This window comes from Streptobacillus notomytis, assembly GCF_001902585.1.
In the GTDB taxonomy this organism is placed as follows: domain Bacteria; phylum Fusobacteriota; class Fusobacteriia; order Fusobacteriales; family Leptotrichiaceae; genus Streptobacillus; species Streptobacillus notomytis.
Map to the genome: position 1 here is coordinate 1 of NZ_LKKV01000070.1, position 24,190 is coordinate 24,190.

Genomic DNA, 24,190 nt, shown 5'->3' on the forward strand with positions numbered 1-24,190 from the left:
AATGGAAATAACCAATTAACTCCAGTAGATAGTAAAGATGTAATAGTAAACCTAATGCCAAAAGGAAATGGCAATGAACCTATATCTATAGGAAATGTAAAGAGCATTCTAGGAGAAGATGCAACACCAGAAAAAATCAAAGAATTCCTAGAAGATAAAGATGATATATTTAAGAACAATAAAAACAACGTAGCAACAGGGACAGACCTAAAGGCACTAGCAAAGGCAGGAATTAATTTCTCTGGTAATACAGGATCAGGAGAAGAAGTACATAGAAACCTAGGAGAAAAAGTAATCATTAAAGGAGAAGGGACAGATAATAAAGATGACTTTACTAGTGCAAGTGGAAACATACAAGTTAGTTCAGAAAAGAATAGTTCAACACTAACAGTTAAACTATCAGACAAACTAAAAGATATGACATCATTTGAAACTAAGGATATAGATGATAATGGACCTAAGTCTAAGGTTAAATTAGATAAAGATGGTCTAACTTCAACAAATAAAACAGATGATAATAAATATATTGTGTCTAAATTAGGACCTAATGGTGTTGAGATAGGTAAATATGATAATGATCCATCAAATAGTTCTAATGAACAACCGACAAATAGTGCTAAATATACATTAGATGGAACAAAAATAAAAGATGGCAAAGGAGAATCTGATTTAACTTCTACAGGATTAAGCTTAAAGGATAAGGATGGAAATGAAAAAATTAAATTAAGTAATGAAAAAGAACCAACTTTAAGTTTTGCAGGAAATGATGGAAGAATAAAAGGACTTGCAGACCCAGTTGAAGCAAATGATGCAGTTAATAAGAAATATGTTGATAATAAATTAGGAGTAGCCTTAAGTGGGGTAGCAAATGCAGTAGCAATGGCAAACTTACCACAAGTAAGTGCTATAGGTAATCAAAGACATAACATAGCAGGAGCATATGGATACTTTAATGGAGAAAATGCATTTGCATTAGGTTTATCAGGAATAAATGAAAGAGGGAATTTAGTGTATAAAGCAAGTGGATCATTAAATACAAAAGGACATGTAGCATTGGGAGCAGGACTGAGTTATCAATTTGACAACATAGGTTCAAGAAGTAAAGAGATGTTAAAATTACAAAGAAATGGAAACATTAATTTGCTTGATGAGAAAGTGTATGAATTAGATAACGAAGTTAATGCTCTTAAGGAAAGTAATAAAACTCTTGAAGAAAATAATAAAATTTTAGAATCAAGACTTACTGAATTAGAAAAATTAGTAAAAGAATTAATGAAAAAATAGGAATTAAAGAACTATTTCTAATTAAATTAGAGATGGTTCTTTTTTATACATTAAATTAATTTGCAAAGAAAATATTTTGTAAAAACTTTTAATATTCAAAACTGACTTTTTATCAATAAATATTAGGGAGGAAGATAAATATACTTTTATACAACTATTGACTAATTTTAGAGATGAAGGTATACTTTTGTGAATGTCTTGTGAAAAAAATAATTTCTAATTAATAAAGGATATTTTAGTAAATATAAAAAGGAGGTGTATTACATAGTTTAATATTTAGCTGTGTAGGGAGAAAATGAAGAAAAAGAATTTAATTACATTTTTAGCTCTCATTTCTATTTTATCTTATACTAGAGATAATGGAAATAATTTGAAGTCTAATATAAATTTAGGGAGGAATTCAGATTTAAAATTAGAAAAATCAATGGTTGTTGGAATTAATACTCTTACTACTGATAAATCTAGTGTACAAATAGGTAAAGATTCTAAAGCAGAAGAAGATAAAAAGGCTATAGCAATAGGATCTAGTTCCGTATCAAGAGGTACTAATGGAGTAGCTATAGGAAATGAGGCACATGCTGGATCAACTCAAAATCTTAGTAATGATGTTGAAAATACAGTGGCTATAGGAACAAAAGCTAAAGCTACAGCAACTGATGCAATAGCTATAGGAAATGAAGCAAATGCTGGAACAAAATATGGTATAGCCATAGGAACTCAAACTAAAACAGATGGAATAGGTGCAATTTCTTTAGGGTATAAGAGTGAAGCAAATTCAGATTCTATAGGTATAGGTAAAGAAGCAGTAGGTTATGGTAAAAGTGTAGCACTTGGAGAAAACTCGCATTCAAGGGGTCGTAGTGTTGCTATAGGATATAAGGCAGATTCAAATGGAATATATTCATATGGTAATGTAGTTATAGGTAATGAAAGTAGTACATCTGAAAATTTAAGTTTTTCAACAGCAATAGGAAATAAGGCAAAGGTAGAAGAAAACTACTCAACAGCACTTGGTTCAAGTTCTATAGCGAGGAAAAGAAGTGATAGACTTGGCTATGATATGTTTACAAATAAGGTAGTTAGATTAGAAGATCAATTATCAGAAGATAATAAAACTAAATATACAAGTTTAAAAGAAGAAATAAATAGATTAAAAACAGAAAAAGCTGCTCTTAATAAAGACGCCAAGGTTATAATTGATAAAGACTATAACTCAAGAACAGAAGATGAAAAAAACAAGCTATCAGATTTAAATAATAAAATTATAAATAAAAACACAGAAATTAATCAAAAATATACTGAATATTCTAAAATTGTAAATGCATGGGAAGCGACATATGGAGAAGTTTCAATTGGATATGTAGAAAATGGAATAACAAGACAAATAACAGGACTAGCAGCAGGAAAAGAAGATACAGATGCAGTAAATGTAGCTCAATTAAAATCATTACATAAGAAATTTGAAGAAGAAAATAAAACATATTTCCATGTAAATACAGGAACAAACAAAGATACGGGAGATAAAGATAATAATTTAGGTAAAATAGGAGATGCTGCTGGTGCAACTGGAGATGGATCTATAGCGATAGGAATGAAAGCTAAAGCATCTGGTCTTAATAGCATAGCTATTGGTAAATCATCAGCTTCATCAGGAATTAATTCAATAGCAATGGGTATAGATTCTAAAGCTTTTGGTATTACATCAATGGCTTTAGGAGTAGATGCTAAATCATCAGGTATTACATCAATAGCATTAGGATCAAATGCAAATTCATCAGGTTTTGCTTCTATAGCATTAGGACTTAGTTCAACTTCTTCATCTACTCATACTCTAGCATTAGGACAATTATCTAAGGCTAATGTAGAAAAATCAGTAGCATTAGGAGCAGAAAGTGAAACAACAAGAGTAGTTGCAACAAAAGAAGTTGAAATAAATGGAATAAAATACGGGGAATTTGCAGGTAAAATACCTTTTTCAGTATTATCTATAGGGTATAAGGATAGAGAAAGACAATTACAGTATGTAGCAGCAGGACAAATAAGTAAAGAATCAACAGATGCTATAAATGGTTCACAATTATTTGCAACTAATAATGTTTTGTCAGAATTAGCTAATTCATATAAAACTATTTTAGGTGAAAATTCAAATATAATGCAAAATGGTAAACTTACAATAACTAATATTGGAGATACAGGGAAGAATAACATTAATGATGCTATAAAATCATTAGGAGATAAAATAGAAAATATAGATAAAAGAGTAAATAAAATAGAAAATACTGAAATTAAACTAGGTGGGGATAATAATACAATTACAGACGGACAAAAGATAGGAAAGGATATTACAAATAATAATATAAATACAGGAAATCAAAATCAAGGAAAGAGTAATGAAATTAAATTTGATATAGTAAAAAAAGAAAATAGTGAGTACATAGAAACAAAGGCAAGTGGAAATAAAGTAGAGATAGATTTAACAGATAAAGTAAAAGAAGATATAAAAGCAGGAAAAAATGCAAAAGATACGATAGATAATAAAGGACTAAAATTTAAAGGAGATTCTGGAGAAACAAGTATTCAAAAATTAGGAAGTACTCTATCAATAATGGGAGATGAAAATATAAGGACAGAAGCATTAGGAAATAAGTTAGATATAGGCTTAAATAAGAATCTTAAAGTTGATAGTATAGGAATAAATGGAGCAAAATTAGATAGTAATGGAATAGATATGAATAATAAAAGAATAAGTAATGTATTAGACGGAGTAGAAGAAAAAGATACTGTAAATAAAAAACAATTAGATGAATTAGGCAATAATACATTATCGTTAGTTGGGGATAGTGGAAGTACAGAAAATCAAACATTAAATAAATCTGGTGGAATGAAATTTAATATTAAAGGGTCAGAATATATTACAACAAAAGCAAGTGGAAATGTTGTAAATATAGACTTGTCAGATAAGATTAAAGATAGCATAGCAAAAGGAATAGCAGCAAATAGTGGAGTCGCAAATGCGATAGCAATGTCAAATTTAGCACATATAAGTGGAAGAGGACATAACCTGTCAGGTTCATATGGATACTATAACGGAGAACATGCATTTGCAATAGGATTATCAGGAATGAATAATGTAGGTAATTTAGTATATAGAGCAAGTGGATCATTAAATACTAAAGGACATATAGCTTTAGGTGCAGGACTTGGATATCAATTTAAGAGTGTATCAGAAAGTGATAATGAGGTTAAAGTTCTTAAGGAAAATAATAAAATTTTAGAAACTAGGATTCTTGAATTAGAAAAGTTAGTAAAAGAGTTAATGAAAAAATAGGAAATATATTAAGAACTATTTCTATATTTTTTTAATAGCTTCAAAGTATGATAAATATTTAAATACAAAAGTTAATATATATTTTAAAAGAAAATATATATTGACAAAATATCGTGGGGGGGGGGGGTATACTTTTACAGATAAATTGTGAAAAAAATAATTTAAACGGGAGAAAGTGATATGATTAAAAATTTTAAAATAGAAGGTGAATTGAAGAAACGGCTTAAAAGGAAAATAAATATTAGTAAAGGACTTATTATTGCTTTTTTAATAACAGGTGGATTTTTAAGTAATATATCTTATTCAGAGGATTATGAAAAAGATCCAACAGAAAATCAAAAAGGAGTAGATGGAACAGATGGATTTACTCGTGGAAATTCAGCCCAAATAGAATATGATCCTAAAGGTGTACCCAAAATATTGGATAATAAAGTACCAGGGAATACATTAGATACTACAAAAAAAAGAGGGACAGGAGTAGCCCTGGGAGCATTCTCTCATGCAGGACAGGGTGGAGTAGCTTTAGGGAGTCATTCATCAAGTAAAGGGGCAGTATTTGGTGTAGGTATAGGGTTTCAAGCAAGGGCAACAAAAGCATCAGCTATAGCAATAGGAGCAGGAAGTTATGCTGAAGGGTATTATTCACAGGCATATGGAAGAAGTGCAACAGCATTAGGAAATGAATCTATAGCACAAGGGGTAACATCATTAGCAAAAGAAAAAGGTTCAATAGCTATAGGAACAAATGCAACATCAAGTGGAGAAAATGCAATAGCGATAGGATCATCGGCAAGAGAAAGAAATGCACTGTATCAAACAGATCCCAAAAAGAGAGTAGATGCATCAGGAAAGAATTCAGTAGCTTTAGGTCATATAGCACAAGCTTCTGGAGAAAATGCATTATCTTTTGGATACAAAGCTGAATCAACAATGATGGGAGCAATAGCTTTAGGAAGTGAATCAAAGACAACTGTAGATAAAGGAGTAATGGGATATGTACCAAGTGCTGATAAAACTCTTTCAGGAAATGCATGGCAATCAACTCATGCAGCATTAGCAATAGGTAATGGAAGTACAGTTACAAGACAAATAACGGGACTAGCAGCAGGAAAAGAAGATACAGATGCAGTAAATGTGGCTCAATTAAAAGCTTTGGCAACAAAACTAGAAGATGATAAAAAAACATATTTTCATGTTAATACAGGCACTCACAATGGTGGAGATAAAAGTAGTAATTTAGGTAAAATTGGAGAGGCAGCTGGAGCAGAAGGAAAATATTCTATAACAGCTGGAATGAATACTAATGCAAAAGAAGAGGCATCTATTGCAATAGGATATAATTCTAAGAGTTTAAAAAAGCATACAATAGCAGTAGGAATGCATGCTAATTCTGAAGGAGAAGCCTCTATTTCTATAGGATATGGTGCTAAGACTTCAAATAATTATTCAATATCACTTGGTAGATATGCAGAATCAAAAGGAACAGATTCATTATCTATAGGATCTGAAAGTGTTGCAGAAAAAAACTCAGCTATAGCAATAGGAAGAAAAGCTAAGTCAAAAGAGGATAGTTCTATTTCTATTGGTCAAAGTGCTCAAAGTTTTAAAAGTAATTCTATAACATTTGGAACATCTGCTATGACAAATGGAGAAAGTAGTATAGCTGTGGGAACGAATTCTAAATCAGAAGGAGCACATGCAATAGCTATAGGAAAAGAAAGTAGATCAGAAAAATTAGATGCTTTATCAATAGGACATCAAGCTGTTACAACAGCAGAAAGAACGATTGCATTAGGATCATATTCAAAGGCAACAAAAGATTACGGTATAGCTATTGGTTTATGGTCAGAAGCATCAGCAATGAATGCTATATCTATAGGTGGAAATGCTATGTCTAAAGCATCTGGTTCTATTGCAATAGGAGTTAGTTCAAAAGTGGAAGAAGATGCAATAAATGGTATTGCTATAGGTAAAAGTTCAAAAAGTTCAAAAGAACATAGTATAGCTATTGGAACAAATACTGAGGCAAAAGATGATGGAGCAATAGCTTTAGGAGATAATGCAAAAGCAGTTAAAAATGCTATTTCTATAGGTAAAGAAAGTAAATCTTCAGATGAAAATTCTATAGCATTTGGATATAATAGTGAAGCAAAAGGAAAACATTCAATATCTATAGGAGCCTATGCAGTATCAGAAAATACTAATGATATATCTTTAGGATTATACGCAAAAGCAAAAGGTGGAAAATCTATAGCAATAGGACAAAGTTCAGAAGCCTTAAAATCAGACTCTATAGCAATAGGAAGACATTCAAAAGTTACTGTAGATGAATCTGTAGCTATTGGATCAGAAAGTGAAACAAAAACACCTGTGGCATCTTTAAATGTTACAATAGAAAATTTAAAATATGGAAACTTTGCAGCACCAAACGTTTCTCATGTAGTGGCTATAGGATCTAAAAATAAGGAAAGACAATTACAGTATGTTGGAGCAGGGCAAGTAAGTAAAGACTCAACAGATGCAATTAATGGATCACAACTATTTGCAACTAATAATATTTTAGGTAAATTTGCGAATAAAACAAAGAGTATTTTTGGTGGAAATGCAAATTTAGCAGAAAATGGAGAGCTTACTTTTACAAATATAGGTGGAACAAATAAAGATACAATTCATGAGGCAATAAAATCATTAGATGATAAAATAACAAAATCAATAGCTGAATATGGATTTAATGTAATGGCAGGAAAAGAAGGAACAGGAACTTCATCTGGAGAAAATAAAACAAAACTATTAAAAGATGAATTACTAACATTAAAAGCTGGAGATAATTTAAGTATTACACAAGCTGGAAAAGATTTTACATATGCATTAAGTAAAACATTAAAAGATTTAACTAGTGCAGAATTTAATGGCACTTCTGGAGGTAAAGTTAAGATTACTGGAGATGAAATATCTATAAATAATGGTAGTGATAAAGTAAAAATAACTAAAGATGGATTAGATAACGGGGGTAAAGTTTTAAAAAATATTGGTGATGGAAAAAATGACACTGATGCAGTAAATAAGAAACAATTAGATGAAGTTGAGAAAAAAATAGACACTTCTAAAAAAGAATTAGAGAATAAAATAGATGAAAGTAAGAAAGAAATAGAAAAAAATAAGAAAGAAATAGAAAATAAAATAGATGAGACTAAGAAAGAATTAGAGAAAAAGATAGAGGATAATAAAAAAGAAGTAGATAAAAAGATAGATGAAACTAAGAAAGAGTTAGAAGAAAAAATAACAAAAAATGATGAAAAAATAGAAAGTACTAAAAAGGATTTAACAGATAAGATAGACAAAGCAACAAAGACGCTAAAGACAGATATAACAGCAAATTCTGGAGAGGAAGCAAATAAGACTAAAGGTCCAGTAACTTTAACATCTAAAAAATCAAATGAAGGACATAATATTTATGATATTAGTTTATCTACAACACAATTAAAATCAAGTTCTGGAGGTAAAGTAGAAAAATTAAGTGATGAAGATTCTAAAAAGGTAGCAAATGCAGGAGAAGTATCAAAAGCAATAAATGCATTAGGAAATAATAGTATATCATTTGGTGGAGATAGTGGAGAAACAGATAAACAATCATTAAATAAAGATGGAGGATTAAATTTTAAAATTAGTGGTTCAGGATATATAAAAACAGAGGCTAAAGGAAATGAAGTTAAGGTAGATTTAACAGATAAGGCGAAAAAAGATATAGAAAAAGGAATAGCAGCAAATAGTGGAGTAGCAAATGCAATAGCAATGGCAAATTTACCACAGATGAGTGGTATTGGACATAACCTGTCAGGTTCATATGGATACTACAATGGAGAACATGCATTTGCAATAGGATTATCAGGAATGAATGATAGAGCTAATTTAGTATATAGAGCAAGTGGATCATTAAATACTAGAGGACATATATCACTAGGTGCAGGACTTGGATATCAATTTGAGAGTGTAGGAAATAGAAATAAAGAGATGTTAAAATTACAAAGAAATGGAAACATTAATCTACTTGATGAAAAAGTTTATGAATTAGATAAAGAATTCAAAGTTCTTGAAGAAAAAGTTAAAGTTCTTGAAGAAAATAATAAAACTTTAGAAAATAGAATTAATGAATTAGAAAGATTAATGCAAAAAAAATAAGTAGATAAAATATTTGTTAAACTTTATATATATAATGGTGGTAACAAATGAAGGTCTTTAAATAGGAGAATGGTGATTAAAATGAGGATTAATTTCTGTAAAGGAGTTAATTCTTTTTAATTTGTGAAAAAAGCGTACAAATTATATTGACAAAATAATGGAGGGTAGGTATAATATTGAAGTCATTGTTAAAAAAATATCTTTTGAAAATAAAAATATAAATATATATAGGATAAGGAGGGCTATAATACAGTTTAAAAACTAACTATATTATACTAAAAGAATAATGAAAAAAAATAATTTACTCGTAGGATTAGCATTTATTTCTATCATATCTTATGCAGATACTTCTTCATCAAGTACAAATACAACTTTAGGAAATGGGTCAAAGGCAAATGGAGAATCTTCTTTAGCATTAGGTATTAATTCAAATGCAGAAGGGAAACATGATGTTGCAATAGGTACTAATGCTCAAACAAACAAAGGGGGAAATAAGGGTAGTAATGGAGGTGCTGTTGCAATAGGATCTAATTCAAAAGCAGATGGAGATAATGCATTTGCTATAGGAAATGGAGCAATAGCTGAAAAAAGTTCTTCTATGTCTTTTGGGGGTAAAGCTAGTGGTACAGGAGCTACTAATATAGGGTATAGTGGAGAAAGTACTGGAGATAGTGCAGTTAGTATAGGATATTCTGCTAAATCAAAAGAAAGTTATGCTACAGCTATAGGTGGTCAGTCAGAAGCGAGTAAAACACTTTCAACAGCAATAGGTTCAGCTTCTAAAGCTAAAAATCAAAGTTCAACAGCAATAGGAGCAAGCTCTGAGGCAAGCTATGATAATGCAATAGCAATAGGAGCAAGTTCTAAAACAGATTCTAAGGCTACACAAGAAAGTTCTGCCAAAATAGGAGATTTTACTTATTCTGGATTTTCAGGTGAAGCGGGAACTGATGGACATCAAGTTTCAGTTGGAGCCAAAGATAGTGAAAGACAGATTAAAAATGTTGCATCAGGTAAAGTTTCTAAAGATTCAACAGATGCAGTAAATGGGTCACAACTTTTTTCAACTAGTAAAGCTTTAGAAAATTTAGCTAATTCAACTAAAAAAATTCTAGGTGGAAACTCTAAAATAACTAAAACTGGAGATAATATTGCTAATATTGATATGACAAATATAGGTGGAACTGGGAAAAATAATATAGATGATGCAATAAAAGCGGCTATAACTGAGGTAAAATCAGAAAATAATTCTTCAATAATAGTAAAATCAACTACTGGAGCAAATGGTAATAAAGTATATACATTAGATACCAAGATAGATAATAAAACAATATTAAAGGATGGTAGTGGCAATTTAAAGGTTAATGTAGGTACAATTACAAAATCAGAAAATAATGGGAAGATTGAATATAAAACAGATGATAATGAGAAAATAGCTAAAACAGGAGATGTAGTAAATGCAGTAAATGGCATAGGAAATAATAATATATCATTTACTGGAGATAGTGGAAGCACAGAAAAACAAACTTTAAATAAAACAGGAGGTCTAAACTTTAAAATTAGAGGTTCAGAATATATAAGAACAACAGCAAAGGGAAATGAAGTAAGTATAGATATATCAGATAAATTAAAAGAAGATATATCAAAGGTAAATAGTGGAGTAGCAAGTGCAATATCAATGGCAAACTTACCACAGGTAAGTTCATTAGGAGGTCATAGACATAACCTGTCAGGTTCATATGGTTACTATAATGGAGAACATGCCTTTGCATTAGGGTTATCAGGAATAAATGATAAAGCAAATATAGTATATAGGGCAAGTGGATCATTAAATACAAGAGGACATGTATCATTAGGAGCAGGAATAGGATATCAATTTGATAAATTAGAGACAAGAAAAAAAGATATGTTAACATTACATAGAAATGGAAATATAAATATGCTAGATGAGAAAGTATATGAACATGATATAAAAATAAAAGAGTTATTAGATTCAAATGATAAACTTAAAAGAGAATTAACGGATTTAAAGGAATTAATTAAAAGTTTAAGTAATAAAATATTTGCAATTTGATTTAAAGTATGATAAAATTTAAATACCCTGCTTTGTGGTAATCCACTAGGGCTAAATCCAGAGGGAAGGAGAGAAAAAGAAATGACAAATTACGAAATTATGTTTATTCTTTCAACTCAATTAACAGAAGAAGAAAAAAAAGCAAATGTTGAGAAAGTAGAAGCTATCTTAACACATGCTGGAGCAACTGAAGTTAAGACTGAGATAATGGGAGATAGAAAATTAGCATATCCAATTAAGAAAAAAGAAAATGGATACTATGTATTAACTAAATTTGCTATGGACGGAACTCAATTAGCAGAAGTAGAGAATAAATTAAACATATCTGAGTACTTAATGAAATATATGATAGTAAAGTTATAAGGTTAAAATAAATTATTAGGGGGAATATTATGAATTACGTATCATTATTAGGAAGACTTACAAGAGATCCTGAAGTTCAATACACAGGGACAGGAAAAGCTTATTTGAGATTTTCTATTGCAGTTCAAAGAGATAACAATAGAGAAGAGGTTGATTTTATTAACTGTGTTGCTTGGGAAAAAAGAGCAGAAACTATAGGACAATATTTTAAAAAAGGAAGTAGAATACTTGTTACAGGAAAATTATCAGTAAGTAATTATGAAACTAAAGAAGGAGAAAAAAGGACATCTACAGATGTTGTTTTAAATAGCTTTGAGTTCATAGATTCAAAATCTGATTCAAATGGAGGAAATAAAGAATTTACACCAAGTAGATCATATGAAGCTCCAAAAGAAGAGATTCTTGTAGATGAAGAGGATGACTTCCCATTCTAAAAATAGGAGGAAGAAATGAAACCAGTTGCTGAGTTTAAAAAGAGAAAAAGAAGACCAAAAGTTAAATTCAAAATGGAAGATATAGATTATAAAAATGTGGATTTATTGAAAAACTTTATGAACGATAAAGGTAAAATATCTCCATCAAGAGTAACAGGGTTAGATGCTAAGGTTCAAAGAAAAATTGCAAAAGCAATTAAAAGAGCAAGACAAATAGCATTATTACCTTATACAAAAATAGAAAGATAAAAATAATTTGACTAGATGAAAATCTAGTCAATTTTTTTTACATTGCATAAATCTTTAAATAATATATAACTAATAAATGTAGTATTAGAAATAAATATATAGATTTAAATTTAAGTTTTTTAGTTTTGTGTCTAAAAAAATTCATTCCAATAATTGCTCCAAATGGTCCAATTAAGGATAATAAAAGTAATGTTTTTTCTGGAATTCTAACCATATTTTTTATTGCAAGAAATTTATCTATTCCAAAAGATATAAATACCAAAAAATTAACTGTTAATAAAAACATTTAAAATCTCCTTTTATAGAAATATATATAATTTTATCAAAAAAGTATTTAAATTGCAATTTAACGATATTCTAATACTATTCTTTTTTATATTTTCGTGCTAGAATATATTTAAAAAGGAGGATGGTTTAATATGAAAGTATACTTTGATAATGCTGCAACTACAAGAATCTTAGATGAATTTAAAGAAGAATTATTAAATATATATACAACATATTTTGCAAATGCTTCATCTACTCATAGTCTTGGTAAAAAAGCCAGATATATGCTAGAAAAATCAAGGGAAGTAATAGCAAAGGATCTTAATATACCAACAAAAGATATTTTCTTTACCTCAGGCTCTACAGAATCTAATAATATGATACTTAAAGGAGTTGCTTTAAATAAGGGTAAAGGACATATCATTACCTCATCTATAGAACATCTTAGTATATTAAATGTTTGTAAATATCTTGAAGAAAAAGGTTTTGATATAAGCTATATTAAACCAAATAGTAAGGGAATTATTGAAACTGGTGAAATAGAAAAAAATTTAAGAGAAGATACTATACTTGTAAGTATAATGGCAGTTAATAATGAAACTGGAGTTAGAATGCCTGTAGAAGAAATAGGAAATATGTTAAAAGATAAAAATATCTTTTTTCATAGTGATATGACTCAGTTAATATTAAGGGAAAAATTAGATTTATCACTATTTAACATAGATGGTATTTCAGCCTCTTTTCATAAATTTCATGGTGCAAAAGGTAGTGGATTTGCATATATATCATCAAAGTATTTAATAGAAAAACATATACATGGTGGTGAACAGGAAAAGAATAAAAGAGCAGGAACAGAAAATATAAACTCCATAATTTTTTCTACTAAGGTATATGAACATTTATCTAAGAATATAGAAAATAATATTGAGCATGTTAAAGGTTTAAAAGAATATCTATTGAAAAGTTTAGAAAAATTTGGCAATAGGATAATAGTAAATAATAAAAAAAATACTATACCTCATATTATTAATTTACAAATAAGAGGTAAAGAGATAGACTATCTTTTACCTTTATTTGATATGAACGGAGTTTTTTTATCAGGTGGTTCAGCATGTCAAAGTGGGGTAATTAAACCTTCTAATGTTTTAATGGAACAGGGATTAAGTGAAAATGAGGCTAAATCATCTATAAGAATAAGCTTATCTATACAGAATAAAAAAGAGGAAATAGACTATTTTATAAATGTCTTGGAAAATATAATAAAGTAAGGGGTCATAAACATGCTAAGAAGAATACATACAGAATATTCATTACTTGAAGGTGTAGGTAGTGTTGAAGAATACATACAAAAAGCTAAAGAAAATAATGTAAAAGAATTAGCTATTACAGATTTTGGCATGTTTGCAGCTCTTAAATTCTATAATTCTTGTAAAAAGAATAATATATCTCCAATAATAGGTATAGAAATATATTTAAAAGGATTTTTAGATGAGGGAAATACATATACTATTACTTTACTTGCTAAAAATGAAAAAGGGGTAAAAAATATATATAAGCTATCAACAATAAGTTATGAGAGAAAGGAATATGAAAGAAATTACATATTATTAGAAGACTTGTTAGAGCATGGAAAGGATATGTATATATTAAGTGGTGGAGTTAATTCAGAATTAGTTAGTTATGTCTTGAAAAATGATTATAAAAAAGTAAAAAAACTTATGGAAATTATGATGAAAGACATAGATATAATACTAGAAATACCCATGTTTGAAATGTTTGAACATCAAAGATTAATGTTTGATAAATTAGTAGAAGAATTAAATGTTAAAAGTATAGAAGTAAATGAAATATATTATTTAGAAAAAGAAGATAAAATATTACAAAAAATATTTACAGCTATTAAAGAAAATAGAACTTTAAAAACTGTTCAAAATGAAAAAAAACAAGATGGATTACATTTTATTACAACCACGTCAAATATAAGAGAAGAAATATTAAGTGATATAGATATAGTTTTAGATGATAAAAATGTTGAATTCCCTTTAATTAAATTACCAGAAGGATTAAATGAAAAAGAATATATACTTAGCATACTTGAGGAAAAGAAAAAAATAAAATACCCAAATATTACAAAAGAAATACAAGATAGAATAAATTATGAATTAAATGTAATAGATAAAATGGGCTATATTAAATACTTCCTTATAGTCCATGATTTTATTAAATATGCTAAGGAAAATGACATATTTATAGGTCCAGGTAGAGGATCTGCAGCAGGTTCTATTATTTCATATTTATTAGGAATAACAGAACTTGATCCAATAAAATATGGTCTAATTTTTGAAAGATTTTTAAATCCAGAAAGAATATCTATGCCTGATATAGATGTGGATATAGAGCAAGAAAAAAGGATGGATTTAATAGAATATATTAAAAAAACTTATGGTAGTAGAAATGTAAGTCAAATTATTACCTTTTCTACTTTTAAACCAACACTTGCATTAAAAGATTTAGCAAGAGTTTTTGAGATACCTGAAAAAAATATAAGAAAATTATTAGATGAGTCTAAAGAAAAATCTTTAAATGATCTATATGATGGTAAAGAAATTATTAAAACTTTAATAGATTATGCTAAAAGAATAGAAGGTAAGGTAAAAAATAGTTCAACCCATGCAGCTGGGGTTATAATCACTAAGGAAGATATGAGGGAAAATTTACCTTTAATTTATGATAATCATACTAAAGATTATCAAATACAATTTGAGGCAAATGTATTAGAGTCTTTAGGATATCTTAAAATGGATCTTTTAGGTCTTAAAAATTTGAATGTTGTAAAAAATGTAGTTAAAAAAATTGATGAAGATATAGATATATATAATTTACCTGAATGTGAAGAAGCCTTTAATTTATTAAATACTGGAAATACTATGGGGATATTTCAGTGTGAATCAAAGGGTATTACTCAACTTGCTATGAGTTTAAGAATACATTCTTTAGAAGATATAGCTCTTTTACTTGCCTTATATAGACCAGGACCTTTAGAAAGTGGTTTAATTCCTAATTTAATTGTTATGAAGAATAATAAAGAGATTAAAATTAAATATCCAGACCCTATATTAGAAGATATATTATCTTCCACATATGGAGTATTAGTTTATCAGGAACAGGTAATGCAAATAGCACAAAAAATATCAGGGTATAGTTTAGCTAAAGCCGATGAGTTGAGAAAGGCTATAGGGAAGAAAAATGTTGAGTTATTAAAGCAAAATAGAAAAACTTTTATAGAAAATTCTATTATACCTAAAGATAGGGCAGAAGAAATATATGATTTGATAGATAATTTTGGAAATTATGGATTTAATAAAGCCCACGCTATAAGTTATGCAAATATTACTTATCAAACTGCATATTTAAAAGCAAGATATCCAAAGGAATTTTTTGCAAGCCTTTTAACCACAGAACTTAAAGTAGAAAAGAAATTAGTAAATAGTTATGCTGAGATGCTTAAAAGAAATATTGAAATGTATCCACCTAGCATAAATAAATCAACAGCTGAATTTGAAATAGAAGAAAAAGGAGTAAGAATACCTTTAAGTGCTCTTAAGGAAATGTCAGAAAAAACAGCTAGAGAAGTTGTAGAAGAAAGAGAAAAAAATGGCAAATTTAGAGATATTTTTGATTTCATAAGTAGATGTAGATTTTTAAATAAAAGTAATCTTGAAGGATTAATATATTCAGGTGCTTTTGATGAATTTAACATAGATAGAAGAAAATTAATAGTTAATTTACAAGACATTATTAAATGGTCAGATAAAAAAAATAAGTCTCAAACAGATATACATTCTTTACTTTTCCTTAATATGAATATGGAAATAGAAGAATATAAGTGGGTAGAAACTGATAATATGAGTGATGATGATATAATAAAGTTTGAAAAAGAATATGTTAAATTAAGTATGAGAAATACACAAATGTTAAAAAATGAATTAGTATATAATATATTTAAAAGCAATGAATATGTTATAGGTTATATAGAATCTGAAAATAGTAAAATTACTAAGAAAAATGAACTTATGAATATAGCTAATATTTTTACTTTTGAAGGAAGTAATGAATATCTAATATTTCCTAAGAACTATTTAAAAATATCTAAAATAATACGAAAAGGTAATATAATATGTTTTAAGGCAAATAGGATAGATAATAATAAATATAATATATCTGATGCTTTTGAAATAAATGACTTTTCAAAATACAATATTAGTGTAAAAATAAATGAAGATTTTGAATATAAAGAAGAATTGAAAAAATATATATTAGAACATAAAGGATATGACACATTAAACATATATTTTGGAGTAAAAAATCAAAAAAATGTAAAACAAATTAGTTTGAATAAAAAATTCATAGAAAAAATGATAAAATTTCTAGGAAAAGAGAATGTTATACTACAAATAAAAACTTGAATAAAGAATATTCAATTGATATAATAAGGTATAAGTAAAAATAGGAGGACTAATATGAATAATTTTGGTAGAATCGAAATATCTCCAAGTGTAATAAATGATATAGTTTTAGAAAGTGTTTCAGAGGTTGATGGAGTTATATGTATATCTGATAAAACAAGTAAATCAAATGGTATAAATATGTTGAAAAATTTAACTAAGTTAGGAAATGCTAAATTTATAGATGTAGAATTAGGTGAAACAGAATGCGTAATTGATTTAGGTATAGTTGTAGAATTTGGTAAAAATATAGTTGAAGTTGTTAAAGCATTCCAAGAGGTTGTTAAAACTAATGTTGAAAAATTAACAGAAATAAAGGTAAATGAAATAAATGTTAATGTAACTAATATAGTAAAGATAAATAAGGAGGAAAAAAATGTTTAGATTTTTATCAAGTTTAATTAAGGTAATGGTCTTTCTAAGCTTACCAATTTTAGGATTTATGACAATTTCAGATACATTTTTTTATACAGAATATTTTGATGAAGTAATACCATATATAGGATATTTAAGATTTGTTGGATTTTTAGCTATAGGATATTTAGTGATTTTTTTACTATCTTTAATAGAAAGATTATTGAAAAAATCTAAAGTAGTAACATCTAAAGGTAAAAACGGTAAAATAGAAGTAGATTTAAATACTATTAATGAAATATCTAAAGTATTTTTAGAACAAAAACCTTTAATTAAAAATGCTAAAGTAATGTCTTATTCATATTTTTCAAAAATATTAATTAGTGCAAGTGTTGAAACATATAATATTGAAAATTTAAACGATAGATTATCAATTATACAAAATGAATTAAAAGAATATGTAGTTCTTATGACAGGAATAATAGTTAAAGACGTAAGTCTTAAAATTATTAAAATAAATCAAGAAAAGGTATTTGATACACTTACAGTAGAAGATGTAACTTTAAATGAATTAACAGATGAAGAAATAGTTGAAACAACACCAGAATTTTAGAAATGGAGATAGTAATGACCCAAAGGGAAGTAAGAGATGAGATTTTCAAAATATTATTTGAGCATGAAGTAGTAAATTCTGATATTGCAGTAAGAAAAAATGAAGTACTTGAAACTTTAAAAATTAGTAAGGCTAAAAGAGAATTTTTAGAAAACTATTTAGATAATTTTTTATTAAATGAAGCTAAAATAATAGAAAAAGTAAAAGAAAAGATAAAAGGTTGGACTTTTTCAAGATTAGCTAATCCGGAAAAAGTAATACTTAAAATGGCATTTTTTGAAATACTATTTGAAGAAATAGGTTATGAAATAGTTGTAAATGAAGCTGTAGAATTATCTAAAATATATGGTGATGAAAAGACTAAAACTTTCATAAATGGTATTTTAGCAGATTTAATTAAAGATATAGATAAGTAGTAAATATATACATTTTAGGTAGTAAGACAAAATTACTGACTGTTTTTTTAGATTATAAAAAAACAATTGACAAAATATGTCGGGGGGGGGGATAATGTCACTAAAAAATTTTAGGAGTAAAATAAAAAATGAAAAAATTATTAATGATACCATTATTAGGTATAATCTCACTTTCTTTAAATATTTTGGGGCCCAAATACAGACTTGAAATGGGACTGGGTGGAAAAGTTGCAGTTGATTCAACGTTTTCAAATGAAGGAAATGAAAAAGCAACAGAACCTAATGGAACAAAGGTTACACATTATTATGGTGGAGAAAGTAAAGGATTTATTGAATTTTCTTCTGATTGGAAATTGAAAATTAATGAAAAATGTGATATTAATTTTGGTCCAAGAATTAAATTACTTAATATATCACATATAGCAAAAAATATCTTCTTTTTTTTAGGAATTACTGCAGGTGCTGGTTTTGAGTTTAATTATAATATAATAGAAAATGTTAAGTTTTATACAGGTATAGATGGTTTAATAGGAATGGGAACATTTATGAACTTAAATAATAGTAGTAGTAAAGATGCTGAAAGTAAAAAAATAAGTGTAATTTATGATTTTATACCTGAAAGTAATGTTACTGTAGGAACTAAAATAAATGATAAATATAATGTAGGGCTTTTTGTAGATATATTACAAGGATATTTTGGATTAAAAGCAGGTTATACATTTTAAAATGGGCGATAAACAATATTTACGCCCATTTTATTTTTTAATATTTACTATTTTTTTAGTATCCATATATAGACACTTATCACATATTTTATTTATTATATCTTTTTCATGGCTTATTATAATCAAACCTAAATTTCTTTTTTTAATAATATCTATGAAATTTTTCCATATAAATTCTTGTGTTACACCATCTAACATGGTTGTCATTTCATCAGCTATTAAATACTTAGTTTTTGGATTAAATGCCCGTATAATAGAAAATCTCTGTAATTCTCCTCCTGATAGTTCTATAGGATATCTATTTAACCATTCTTCTTTAATACCAAAAAGCTCTAATAATTCTTTATCAGGTGTATAACTTTCATTAAGAATATCTCTCATTTTCCATAATGGATTCATTATTTTTTCAGGATGTTGATAAATTAATTGAACTTCTCTAAAAGAATTTTCTTGATGAACTTTATCATCTATAATGACTTCACCACATATGGGATTTTGAAAATCAGCTAATACCTTTGCTAAACTTGATTTACCACAGCCACTATAACCAAAAATTCCAAGAATTTCACCTTGAGCAAGCTCAAAATTTAAATCTTTAAATATCCATTCATCTTTTTCATAATAAAAACCTAAATTTTTAACCTTTAATGACATTATCTAACCTCCAAAAATTTATTTTGAGGTAATGAATTCCATAAGTTTTTTGAATATTTTTCTTTTAAATTTTCACCATTACCACTAAAAAATGTACTTGGAACGGTTTCTATTGTTTTACCGTCCTTAAAAACAGTAATTCTATCTGCTATTTTTATTGCAGAAAATATATTATGTGTAATAAGTATTACACTAATTCCAGCATCTGCAAAATCTCTTAATTGTTCTAAAACTTTATCTAATATACTTTTATGTATACCTGGAGTTGGTTCATCTGCAATAATAAGTTCAGTATTTGGTTTTATACTTGTTGCAAATAGAACCTTTCTTAACATTCCACCAGATAATTGATATGGATATAGTTCTATTTCATTTTCTTTTAGTTCAAATTTATCAAATATTTCTTTTTGTAGTTTTATTTTTTCTTCTTTTTTCATATTTTTTAGTCCAATTTTTATTTGATCTTTAACCTTTAGTGAGGGATCTAAAAAATTTACTGATTGAGGAATAAAAACAATGCTTTCTCCTCTATATTTTTTTATCTTTTCCTTATTTAAAGGTTCATTTTTATATGAAAGATTTCCGTTTATAGTGGCATTAGGAGGTAATATATCCATAATAGTGTGAGCTAATAGACTTTTTCCTGATCCACTTGCACCAACGATAGCTAGTATTTCACCTTTTTTAACTTCTATATTTAAATCTTTAATTGGTGTAGAAATAAATCTTTTTAATCCTCTACCATACTGTTCAAAAGAAATAGATAAATTTTCTATCTTTAACAATGTGTCTTTCATGTACCCTCCTATTATAAATATCTTGTTTGAGGATTATTTAAAATCCTTAATGATCCACCTATATTATCAAAACATTTTACTAATAATATTAATGAAATTCCAGGTAGAACAACTAACCACCAATTACCTAATGAAATGTGCTTAGCTGCTTCTGATAGAATTATTCCAATAGATGGTTTTTGAACAGATAGACCAAAGCCTAAAAATGTCATAGATGCTTCATGCAATATTATATGTGGGAATAATAGTACAAAACCTATGAAAATTTGAGGGAATATTATAGGTAAAATATGTTTTTTTATAACGAACCATTTACTTTTCCCCATATTTTTTGAAAGTAAAATATATTCAGAATTTTTAATACTATAAACTTCATTTCTTATCACTCTTGTTAATGCAGGCCAGTGAGTTATTGCAGTAGCAATAATAATTCCTTTAGCTCCTTTTCCAACAGAAAAAGAAATTAAAATCATGAAAATAATATGAGGCATTCCTATGAATAAATCAACAATCCACATTATTATTAAATCTATTTTTTTATTACTTGTAGCCGATATTATTCCCAGTATAACAGATATACTTACACCTATTGTTGCACCTAATACTCCTATTAATAAAGAAAAGTTTAAACCTTTTATAGTTCTTACAAACATGTTTCTTCCTAAAGAATCTGTTCCAAATATGAAATCCCATGATGGAGGTAAATTTCTTATAACATGATTTGTTTTTAATCCTTCATCGTCTAAGGCTATATTTAGTATTAATATAAGACTAATTATAAACATAGAAAATGCGATTGACATAATTACTCTTATTCTTGCATCTAATTTCATTTTACCTCCTTAAATTTGGCATTAAAATTTTATTTAATATATCAGATAGCATATTACCTAAAAATACAAATACTGCTCCAATAATAACAATAGCTAAAAGAAGAGGGCTGTCTCCTTTTAATCCAGCCAATGTTAATGTAGAACCAAGCCCAGAGTATGAGAACACTTGCTCAGCTAATACAGAACCACCGAATAATTCTCCAAAGTATGAAAAATGTAGTGTTATTGCTGGTGTAATCGCATTTTTTATGCAATGATTTTTAAATATTTCAAAATTACTTTCTCCCCTTGCCTTTGCAAAAGTTACATATTCACTGTTTAATACATCTATCATTTTTTCTCTTGTATGTAACGTAACGTTTGCAATTCCAAGTATACTTAATGTAAATGCTGGAAGTATTAAATGCCGTATTTTTTCAACAAAAGAAACATCAGCACTTACAACTCCTATTGGAGAAGATAGACCTATTGGGAACCATTTTAATTGTGCAGAGAATATAAGTAAAAATATAAGCCCCATCCAAAAAGTAGGGACACTTGCTTGTATAAATGAAAATAATTTTATCATTTTATCAAATATTTTACCTAATTTAAATGCAGAAAGAGCACCTAAAATAAAGCCTATAATCCCTGATAAAATCCATGATATACCCATTAGAGCAAATGAAGCCATAGCTCTATTACTAACAATTTCTATAACAGGCCTATTATATATTAATGAATTTCCCCAATTTCCTGTTATAAAGTTTTTAAGCCATATAAAATATTGAGTAAATATAGATTTATTTAAACCATAATATTCAGCAATTTTATCATATTGTTCTTTTGTTAAACTTACATCATAATCAACACTTGCTAAAACAGGATCTACTGGTGAATATTTAAGTAAAACAAAAGAAAAAGTAGAAACTCCAAAAAGTAAAAGTATTAAACGTAAAAGTTTTTTTAAAATAAAAACCATATATTTTTTATTCATTTTATTTTCTCCTTGAAAAAGTTGATTTATCTTAAGATTAGCTTAAAATAAATCAACTCTTATTTTCCTTTATTTATTTTCTTCCCATTTCCACTCATTAATGTTTGCTATTAATCCCCAAGCATGTCCATGACTATGTATTCCTTGTTTACCAACATTAATTCTGCTATCACCTAAATAAGTATGGTTTATTCTAACAAGCCAAACATTAGGCAGATCACCTTTTATTGATAATCCTGTTTCTCCGTCCCATTGAGCAAGTTTCCAGTATTTATTTGCTTCTTCAAGGTTTGCACTCTTAATAGCTTTATCTAAATATTCACTAACTTTTGGATTGTTATAGAAAGTTACATTTCCCCATAATTTATGTATTAAATTTGGATGGAATGAATCATATAATGGAACTGGATTAAGTCTTCCACCACCATATAAAACGGCAACTTCATGTATTTTTGTTATTATTTCTTCCCAGTCACTACCTACAAGCTTTATATTTATTCCTAAATCTTTAGCTTGGTTTGCAGCTTCTATTGCAATATTAGTTCTTAATTGATCTTTTGTTGCATAGTATAGTTCAAATTCAGCTTTCATTTCATCTTTTACTCTAATTCCGTCTGATCCAACTTTCCAACCAGCATCATCTAATATTTTTTTAGCCGCTTTTACATCGTTAGTTTTAACTATAGAATCAGGATTCCAAAATGGCATATCATCAACAATAGAATGAGCAGGTTTACCATGTCCATTTAATACAGTATCAATAACTTTTTGTCTATCTAGCCCTATATTAAGTGCTTTTTTTATAGCTGGATCACTAGTAATATCATTTCCAACTGGATATCCTTTAGGAGAACTTGCAACTACTCCTTTTTTTAGATAAGGTAGAGATAATCCACGAACATCATTTGATGCTATATCAAATAATCTTATTCCACTAATTTTTTTATCTGCAAATTCAGGTGTTGCATAAATTATATCAACATCTTCTGATTCAAGTGCAGCAAGAGCTGTATTTTCATCTAATAAAACCCAAGTCCATCTTTTAAAGTGTGGTTCTTCTCCATGCCAATATGGATTAACCTCAAAAATAGCTTGTTCATTTGGTTTGTATTCCACTAATTTGTATGGTCCTGAACCTATTGGATTTTTTTTGAAATTCTCATTGTAATGAGCTTTAGGTAAAATACCAATTTCTATTAATTGAGATGAAGCAAAAGTAGATCTTGGTTCTTTTAAAGTAAAGACTACTTTAGTTTTACTTGGAGCTTCTATTTTATCTATGAATGTTAAATCCCAAGTTCTACCATCGTTTCTTAACATGTTAAATGTAAATTTAACATCTTCAGCAGTTACAATTTCTCCATTTGAGAATTTGAAATTATCATGTAAATTAAATGTCCACATTAAACCATCATCAGATATTTTATAATCTTTAGCTAAATCTCCAACGATTTCTAAATCAGCAGTTCTTTTAAATAATGAACTATATAATATGTGAGTTTCATTATGTGTACCAAATCCATCTTTAGGATCAAATTCACTTATTCTTGAACCCATTGAAACAACAAGTTCATTAGTTGCTCTTCCTTTTCTAGTTCTAATTTTAGATTCATCTTCTTTTTTAAGTGAGCAAGCAAATAGTAATAACACTAATATTGTACTCATTAAAAATGATAAATATTTTTTCATAAAAAATCTCCCTAACTATTTTAATTTATTTTTTAACTTAAGTCATATTTAGTCATAAAATATCAAATAACTGAATTTAATTATACATTATTTTAAGTGTATTTTCAACGCTTTTATTTTGTAAATCAAAGCACTTTGTATAGAAATAAAAAAAATTAATAATTATTTTTTATATGACAAGTAACACACTGAATTTAGTTAAAGAAGATAATTTTTATTAGTTAAAGTATAAAAGATATTAAAATGATTATTACACCGATTTGTATGATTTTCAATATATTAAATATTTATATAATTTAAATTTAATGAAGTTATCATTTTAACTGTTTTTCACCTAATATATTTTATATATAATAAACAAGGAATTTGATTTTGTCATAAGTAAACTTATACGTTCTATATATACTAAGTATATGCATTATAATAAAATATATATTTTACAAATTTATA

Annotated in this window: 19 protein-coding genes; 13 read left to right on the forward strand and 6 right to left on the reverse strand. The window is 27.6% G+C overall.

From position 1 onward, the window contains the following. The 7 genes from BUE91_RS02500 to rpsR form a co-directional block, all read left to right on the forward strand. Nucleotides 1-1,284 (forward strand): YadA C-terminal domain-containing protein (locus tag BUE91_RS02500; RefSeq protein ID WP_180370675.1); only part of this gene is annotated, 1,284 nt, incomplete at its 5' end. 295 nt (nt 1,285-1,579) lie between these two features. Beyond that, nucleotides 1,580-4,612, forward strand: coding sequence for a YadA-like family protein (locus BUE91_RS02505; protein ID WP_073507846.1), 3,033 nt, complete (start codon nt 1,580-1,582; stop codon nt 4,610-4,612). A 180-nt stretch (nt 4,613-4,792) separates the two neighbouring features. Further along, nucleotides 4,793-8,791: a YadA-like family protein gene (locus BUE91_RS02510; RefSeq protein ID WP_073507847.1), complete on the forward strand. Its 3,999-nt coding sequence runs from the start codon at nt 4,793-4,795 to the stop codon at nt 8,789-8,791. A gap of 286 nt (nt 8,792-9,077) precedes the next feature. Continuing rightward, nucleotides 9,078-10,865, forward strand: a complete 1,788-nt coding sequence (locus tag BUE91_RS02515; protein ID WP_073507848.1) for a YadA-like family protein — start codon at nt 9,078-9,080, stop codon at nt 10,863-10,865. Between the two features lie 81 nt (nt 10,866-10,946). Then, the gene (gene rpsF / locus BUE91_RS02520; protein ID WP_073507849.1) at nt 10,947-11,228 is read left to right on the forward strand and encodes a 30S ribosomal protein S6; all 282 of its coding nucleotides are present in this window, start codon (nt 10,947-10,949) and stop codon (nt 11,226-11,228) included. A 29-nt stretch (nt 11,229-11,257) separates the two neighbouring features. After that, nucleotides 11,258-11,662 carry a single-stranded DNA-binding protein gene (locus BUE91_RS02525; protein WP_073507850.1) on the forward strand — a complete coding sequence of 135 codons (405 nt, stop codon included), beginning with the start codon at nt 11,258-11,260 and terminating at the stop codon, nt 11,660-11,662. A gap of 15 nt (nt 11,663-11,677) precedes the next feature. Further along, nucleotides 11,678-11,911 (forward strand): 30S ribosomal protein S18, encoded by a 234-nt coding sequence (gene rpsR, locus BUE91_RS02530; RefSeq protein WP_066901470.1) that lies wholly within the window; start codon nt 11,678-11,680, stop codon nt 11,909-11,911. A gap of 37 nt (nt 11,912-11,948) precedes the next feature. Here the strand turns inward: rpsR and BUE91_RS02535 are convergent, their stop codons facing one another. After that, nucleotides 11,949-12,197, reverse strand: a complete 249-nt coding sequence (locus BUE91_RS02535; RefSeq protein ID WP_066901468.1) for a DUF1294 domain-containing protein — start codon at nt 12,195-12,197, stop codon at nt 11,949-11,951. Nucleotides 12,198-12,330: 133 nt separating this feature from the next. Here BUE91_RS02535 and BUE91_RS02540 point away from each other — a divergent pair, with 133 nt between their 5' ends. From BUE91_RS02540 to BUE91_RS02565, 6 genes are all read left to right on the forward strand, one after another. Continuing rightward, the gene (locus BUE91_RS02540; protein ID WP_073507851.1) at nt 12,331-13,446 is read left to right on the forward strand and encodes a cysteine desulfurase family protein; all 1,116 of its coding nucleotides are present in this window, start codon (nt 12,331-12,333) and stop codon (nt 13,444-13,446) included. A gap of 12 nt (nt 13,447-13,458) precedes the next feature. Continuing rightward, nucleotides 13,459-16,644 carry a DNA polymerase III subunit alpha gene (locus tag BUE91_RS02545; RefSeq protein WP_073507852.1) on the forward strand — a complete coding sequence of 1,062 codons (3,186 nt, stop codon included), beginning with the start codon at nt 13,459-13,461 and terminating at the stop codon, nt 16,642-16,644. 54 nt (nt 16,645-16,698) lie between these two features. Continuing rightward, on the forward strand, nt 16,699-17,067 hold the full coding sequence (locus BUE91_RS02550) for an Asp23/Gls24 family envelope stress response protein (RefSeq protein WP_066901462.1): 369 nt from the start codon (nt 16,699-16,701) through the stop codon (nt 17,065-17,067). Further along, nucleotides 17,060-17,650 (forward strand): Asp23/Gls24 family envelope stress response protein, encoded by a 591-nt coding sequence (locus BUE91_RS02555; protein ID WP_073507853.1) that lies wholly within the window; start codon nt 17,060-17,062, stop codon nt 17,648-17,650. Before BUE91_RS02550 ends, BUE91_RS02555 begins: the two co-directional genes overlap by 8 nt. 14 nt (nt 17,651-17,664) lie before the next feature. Then, the gene (gene nusB, locus BUE91_RS02560; protein ID WP_066901459.1) at nt 17,665-18,066 is read left to right on the forward strand and encodes a transcription antitermination factor NusB; all 402 of its coding nucleotides are present in this window, start codon (nt 17,665-17,667) and stop codon (nt 18,064-18,066) included. 128 nt (nt 18,067-18,194) lie between these two features. After that, on the forward strand, nt 18,195-18,791 hold the full coding sequence (locus BUE91_RS02565) for a hypothetical protein (RefSeq protein ID WP_073507854.1): 597 nt from the start codon (nt 18,195-18,197) through the stop codon (nt 18,789-18,791). 30 nt (nt 18,792-18,821) lie between these two features. On the opposite strand, the gene BUE91_RS02570 is transcribed toward BUE91_RS02565, so the two are convergent. The 5 genes from BUE91_RS02570 to BUE91_RS02590 all read right to left on the reverse strand — a co-directional run bounded on the left by BUE91_RS02570 (nt 18,822) and on the right by BUE91_RS02590 (nt 23,740). Then, a complete protein-coding gene (locus tag BUE91_RS02570) occupies nt 18,822-19,445 on the reverse strand; it encodes an ABC transporter ATP-binding protein (protein ID WP_073507855.1) in 624 nt (207 codons plus the stop codon). Beyond that, on the reverse strand, nt 19,445-20,242 hold the full coding sequence (locus BUE91_RS02575; RefSeq protein WP_073507856.1) for an ATP-binding cassette domain-containing protein: 798 nt from the start codon (nt 20,240-20,242) through the stop codon (nt 19,445-19,447). The genes BUE91_RS02570 and BUE91_RS02575 overlap by 1 nt, the downstream gene beginning before the upstream one ends. An 11-nt stretch (nt 20,243-20,253) precedes the next feature. After that, nucleotides 20,254-21,075, reverse strand: a complete 822-nt coding sequence (locus tag BUE91_RS02580) for an ABC transporter permease (protein ID WP_073507857.1) — start codon at nt 21,073-21,075, stop codon at nt 20,254-20,256. Between the two features lies 1 nt (nt 21,076). Beyond that, nucleotides 21,077-22,051, reverse strand: coding sequence for an ABC transporter permease (locus BUE91_RS02585; protein WP_073507858.1), 975 nt, complete (start codon nt 22,049-22,051; stop codon nt 21,077-21,079). 69 nt (nt 22,052-22,120) lie between these two features. After that, nucleotides 22,121-23,740, reverse strand: a complete 1,620-nt coding sequence (locus BUE91_RS02590) for an ABC transporter substrate-binding protein (RefSeq protein WP_073507859.1) — start codon at nt 23,738-23,740, stop codon at nt 22,121-22,123. Nucleotides 23,741-24,190: the final 450 nt, after the last annotated feature.

Coding starts and splice junctions, on each gene's coding strand:
- nusB (WP_066901459.1), top strand. CDS start 17,665: ATGACCCAAAGGGAAGTAAGAGATGAGATTTTCAAAATATTATTTGAG.
- BUE91_RS02540 (WP_073507851.1), top strand. CDS start 12,331: ATGAAAGTATACTTTGATAATGCTGCAACTACAAGAATCTTAGATGAA.
- BUE91_RS02590 (WP_073507859.1), bottom strand. CDS start 23,740: ATGAAAAAATATTTATCATTTTTAATGAGTACAATATTAGTGTTATTA.
- BUE91_RS02510 (WP_073507847.1), top strand. CDS start 4,793: ATGATTAAAAATTTTAAAATAGAAGGTGAATTGAAGAAACGGCTTAAA.
- rpsF (WP_073507849.1), top strand. CDS start 10,947: ATGACAAATTACGAAATTATGTTTATTCTTTCAACTCAATTAACAGAA.
- BUE91_RS02575 (WP_073507856.1), bottom strand. CDS start 20,242: ATGAAAGACACATTGTTAAAGATAGAAAATTTATCTATTTCTTTTGAA.
- BUE91_RS02550 (WP_066901462.1), top strand. CDS start 16,699: ATGAATAATTTTGGTAGAATCGAAATATCTCCAAGTGTAATAAATGAT.
- BUE91_RS02580 (WP_073507857.1), bottom strand. CDS start 21,075: ATGAAATTAGATGCAAGAATAAGAGTAATTATGTCAATCGCATTTTCT.
- BUE91_RS02525 (WP_073507850.1), top strand. CDS start 11,258: ATGAATTACGTATCATTATTAGGAAGACTTACAAGAGATCCTGAAGTT.
- BUE91_RS02535 (WP_066901468.1), bottom strand. CDS start 12,197: ATGTTTTTATTAACAGTTAATTTTTTGGTATTTATATCTTTTGGAATA.
- rpsR (WP_066901470.1), top strand. CDS start 11,678: ATGAAACCAGTTGCTGAGTTTAAAAAGAGAAAAAGAAGACCAAAAGTT.
- BUE91_RS02505 (WP_073507846.1), top strand. CDS start 1,580: ATGAAGAAAAAGAATTTAATTACATTTTTAGCTCTCATTTCTATTTTA.
- BUE91_RS02555 (WP_073507853.1), top strand. CDS start 17,060: ATGTTTAGATTTTTATCAAGTTTAATTAAGGTAATGGTCTTTCTAAGC.
- BUE91_RS02565 (WP_073507854.1), top strand. CDS start 18,195: ATGAAAAAATTATTAATGATACCATTATTAGGTATAATCTCACTTTCT.
- BUE91_RS02545 (WP_073507852.1), top strand. CDS start 13,459: ATGCTAAGAAGAATACATACAGAATATTCATTACTTGAAGGTGTAGGT.
- BUE91_RS02515 (WP_073507848.1), top strand. CDS start 9,078: ATGAAAAAAAATAATTTACTCGTAGGATTAGCATTTATTTCTATCATA.
- BUE91_RS02585 (WP_073507858.1), bottom strand. CDS start 22,051: ATGAATAAAAAATATATGGTTTTTATTTTAAAAAAACTTTTACGTTTA.
- BUE91_RS02570 (WP_073507855.1), bottom strand. CDS start 19,445: ATGTCATTAAAGGTTAAAAATTTAGGTTTTTATTATGAAAAAGATGAA.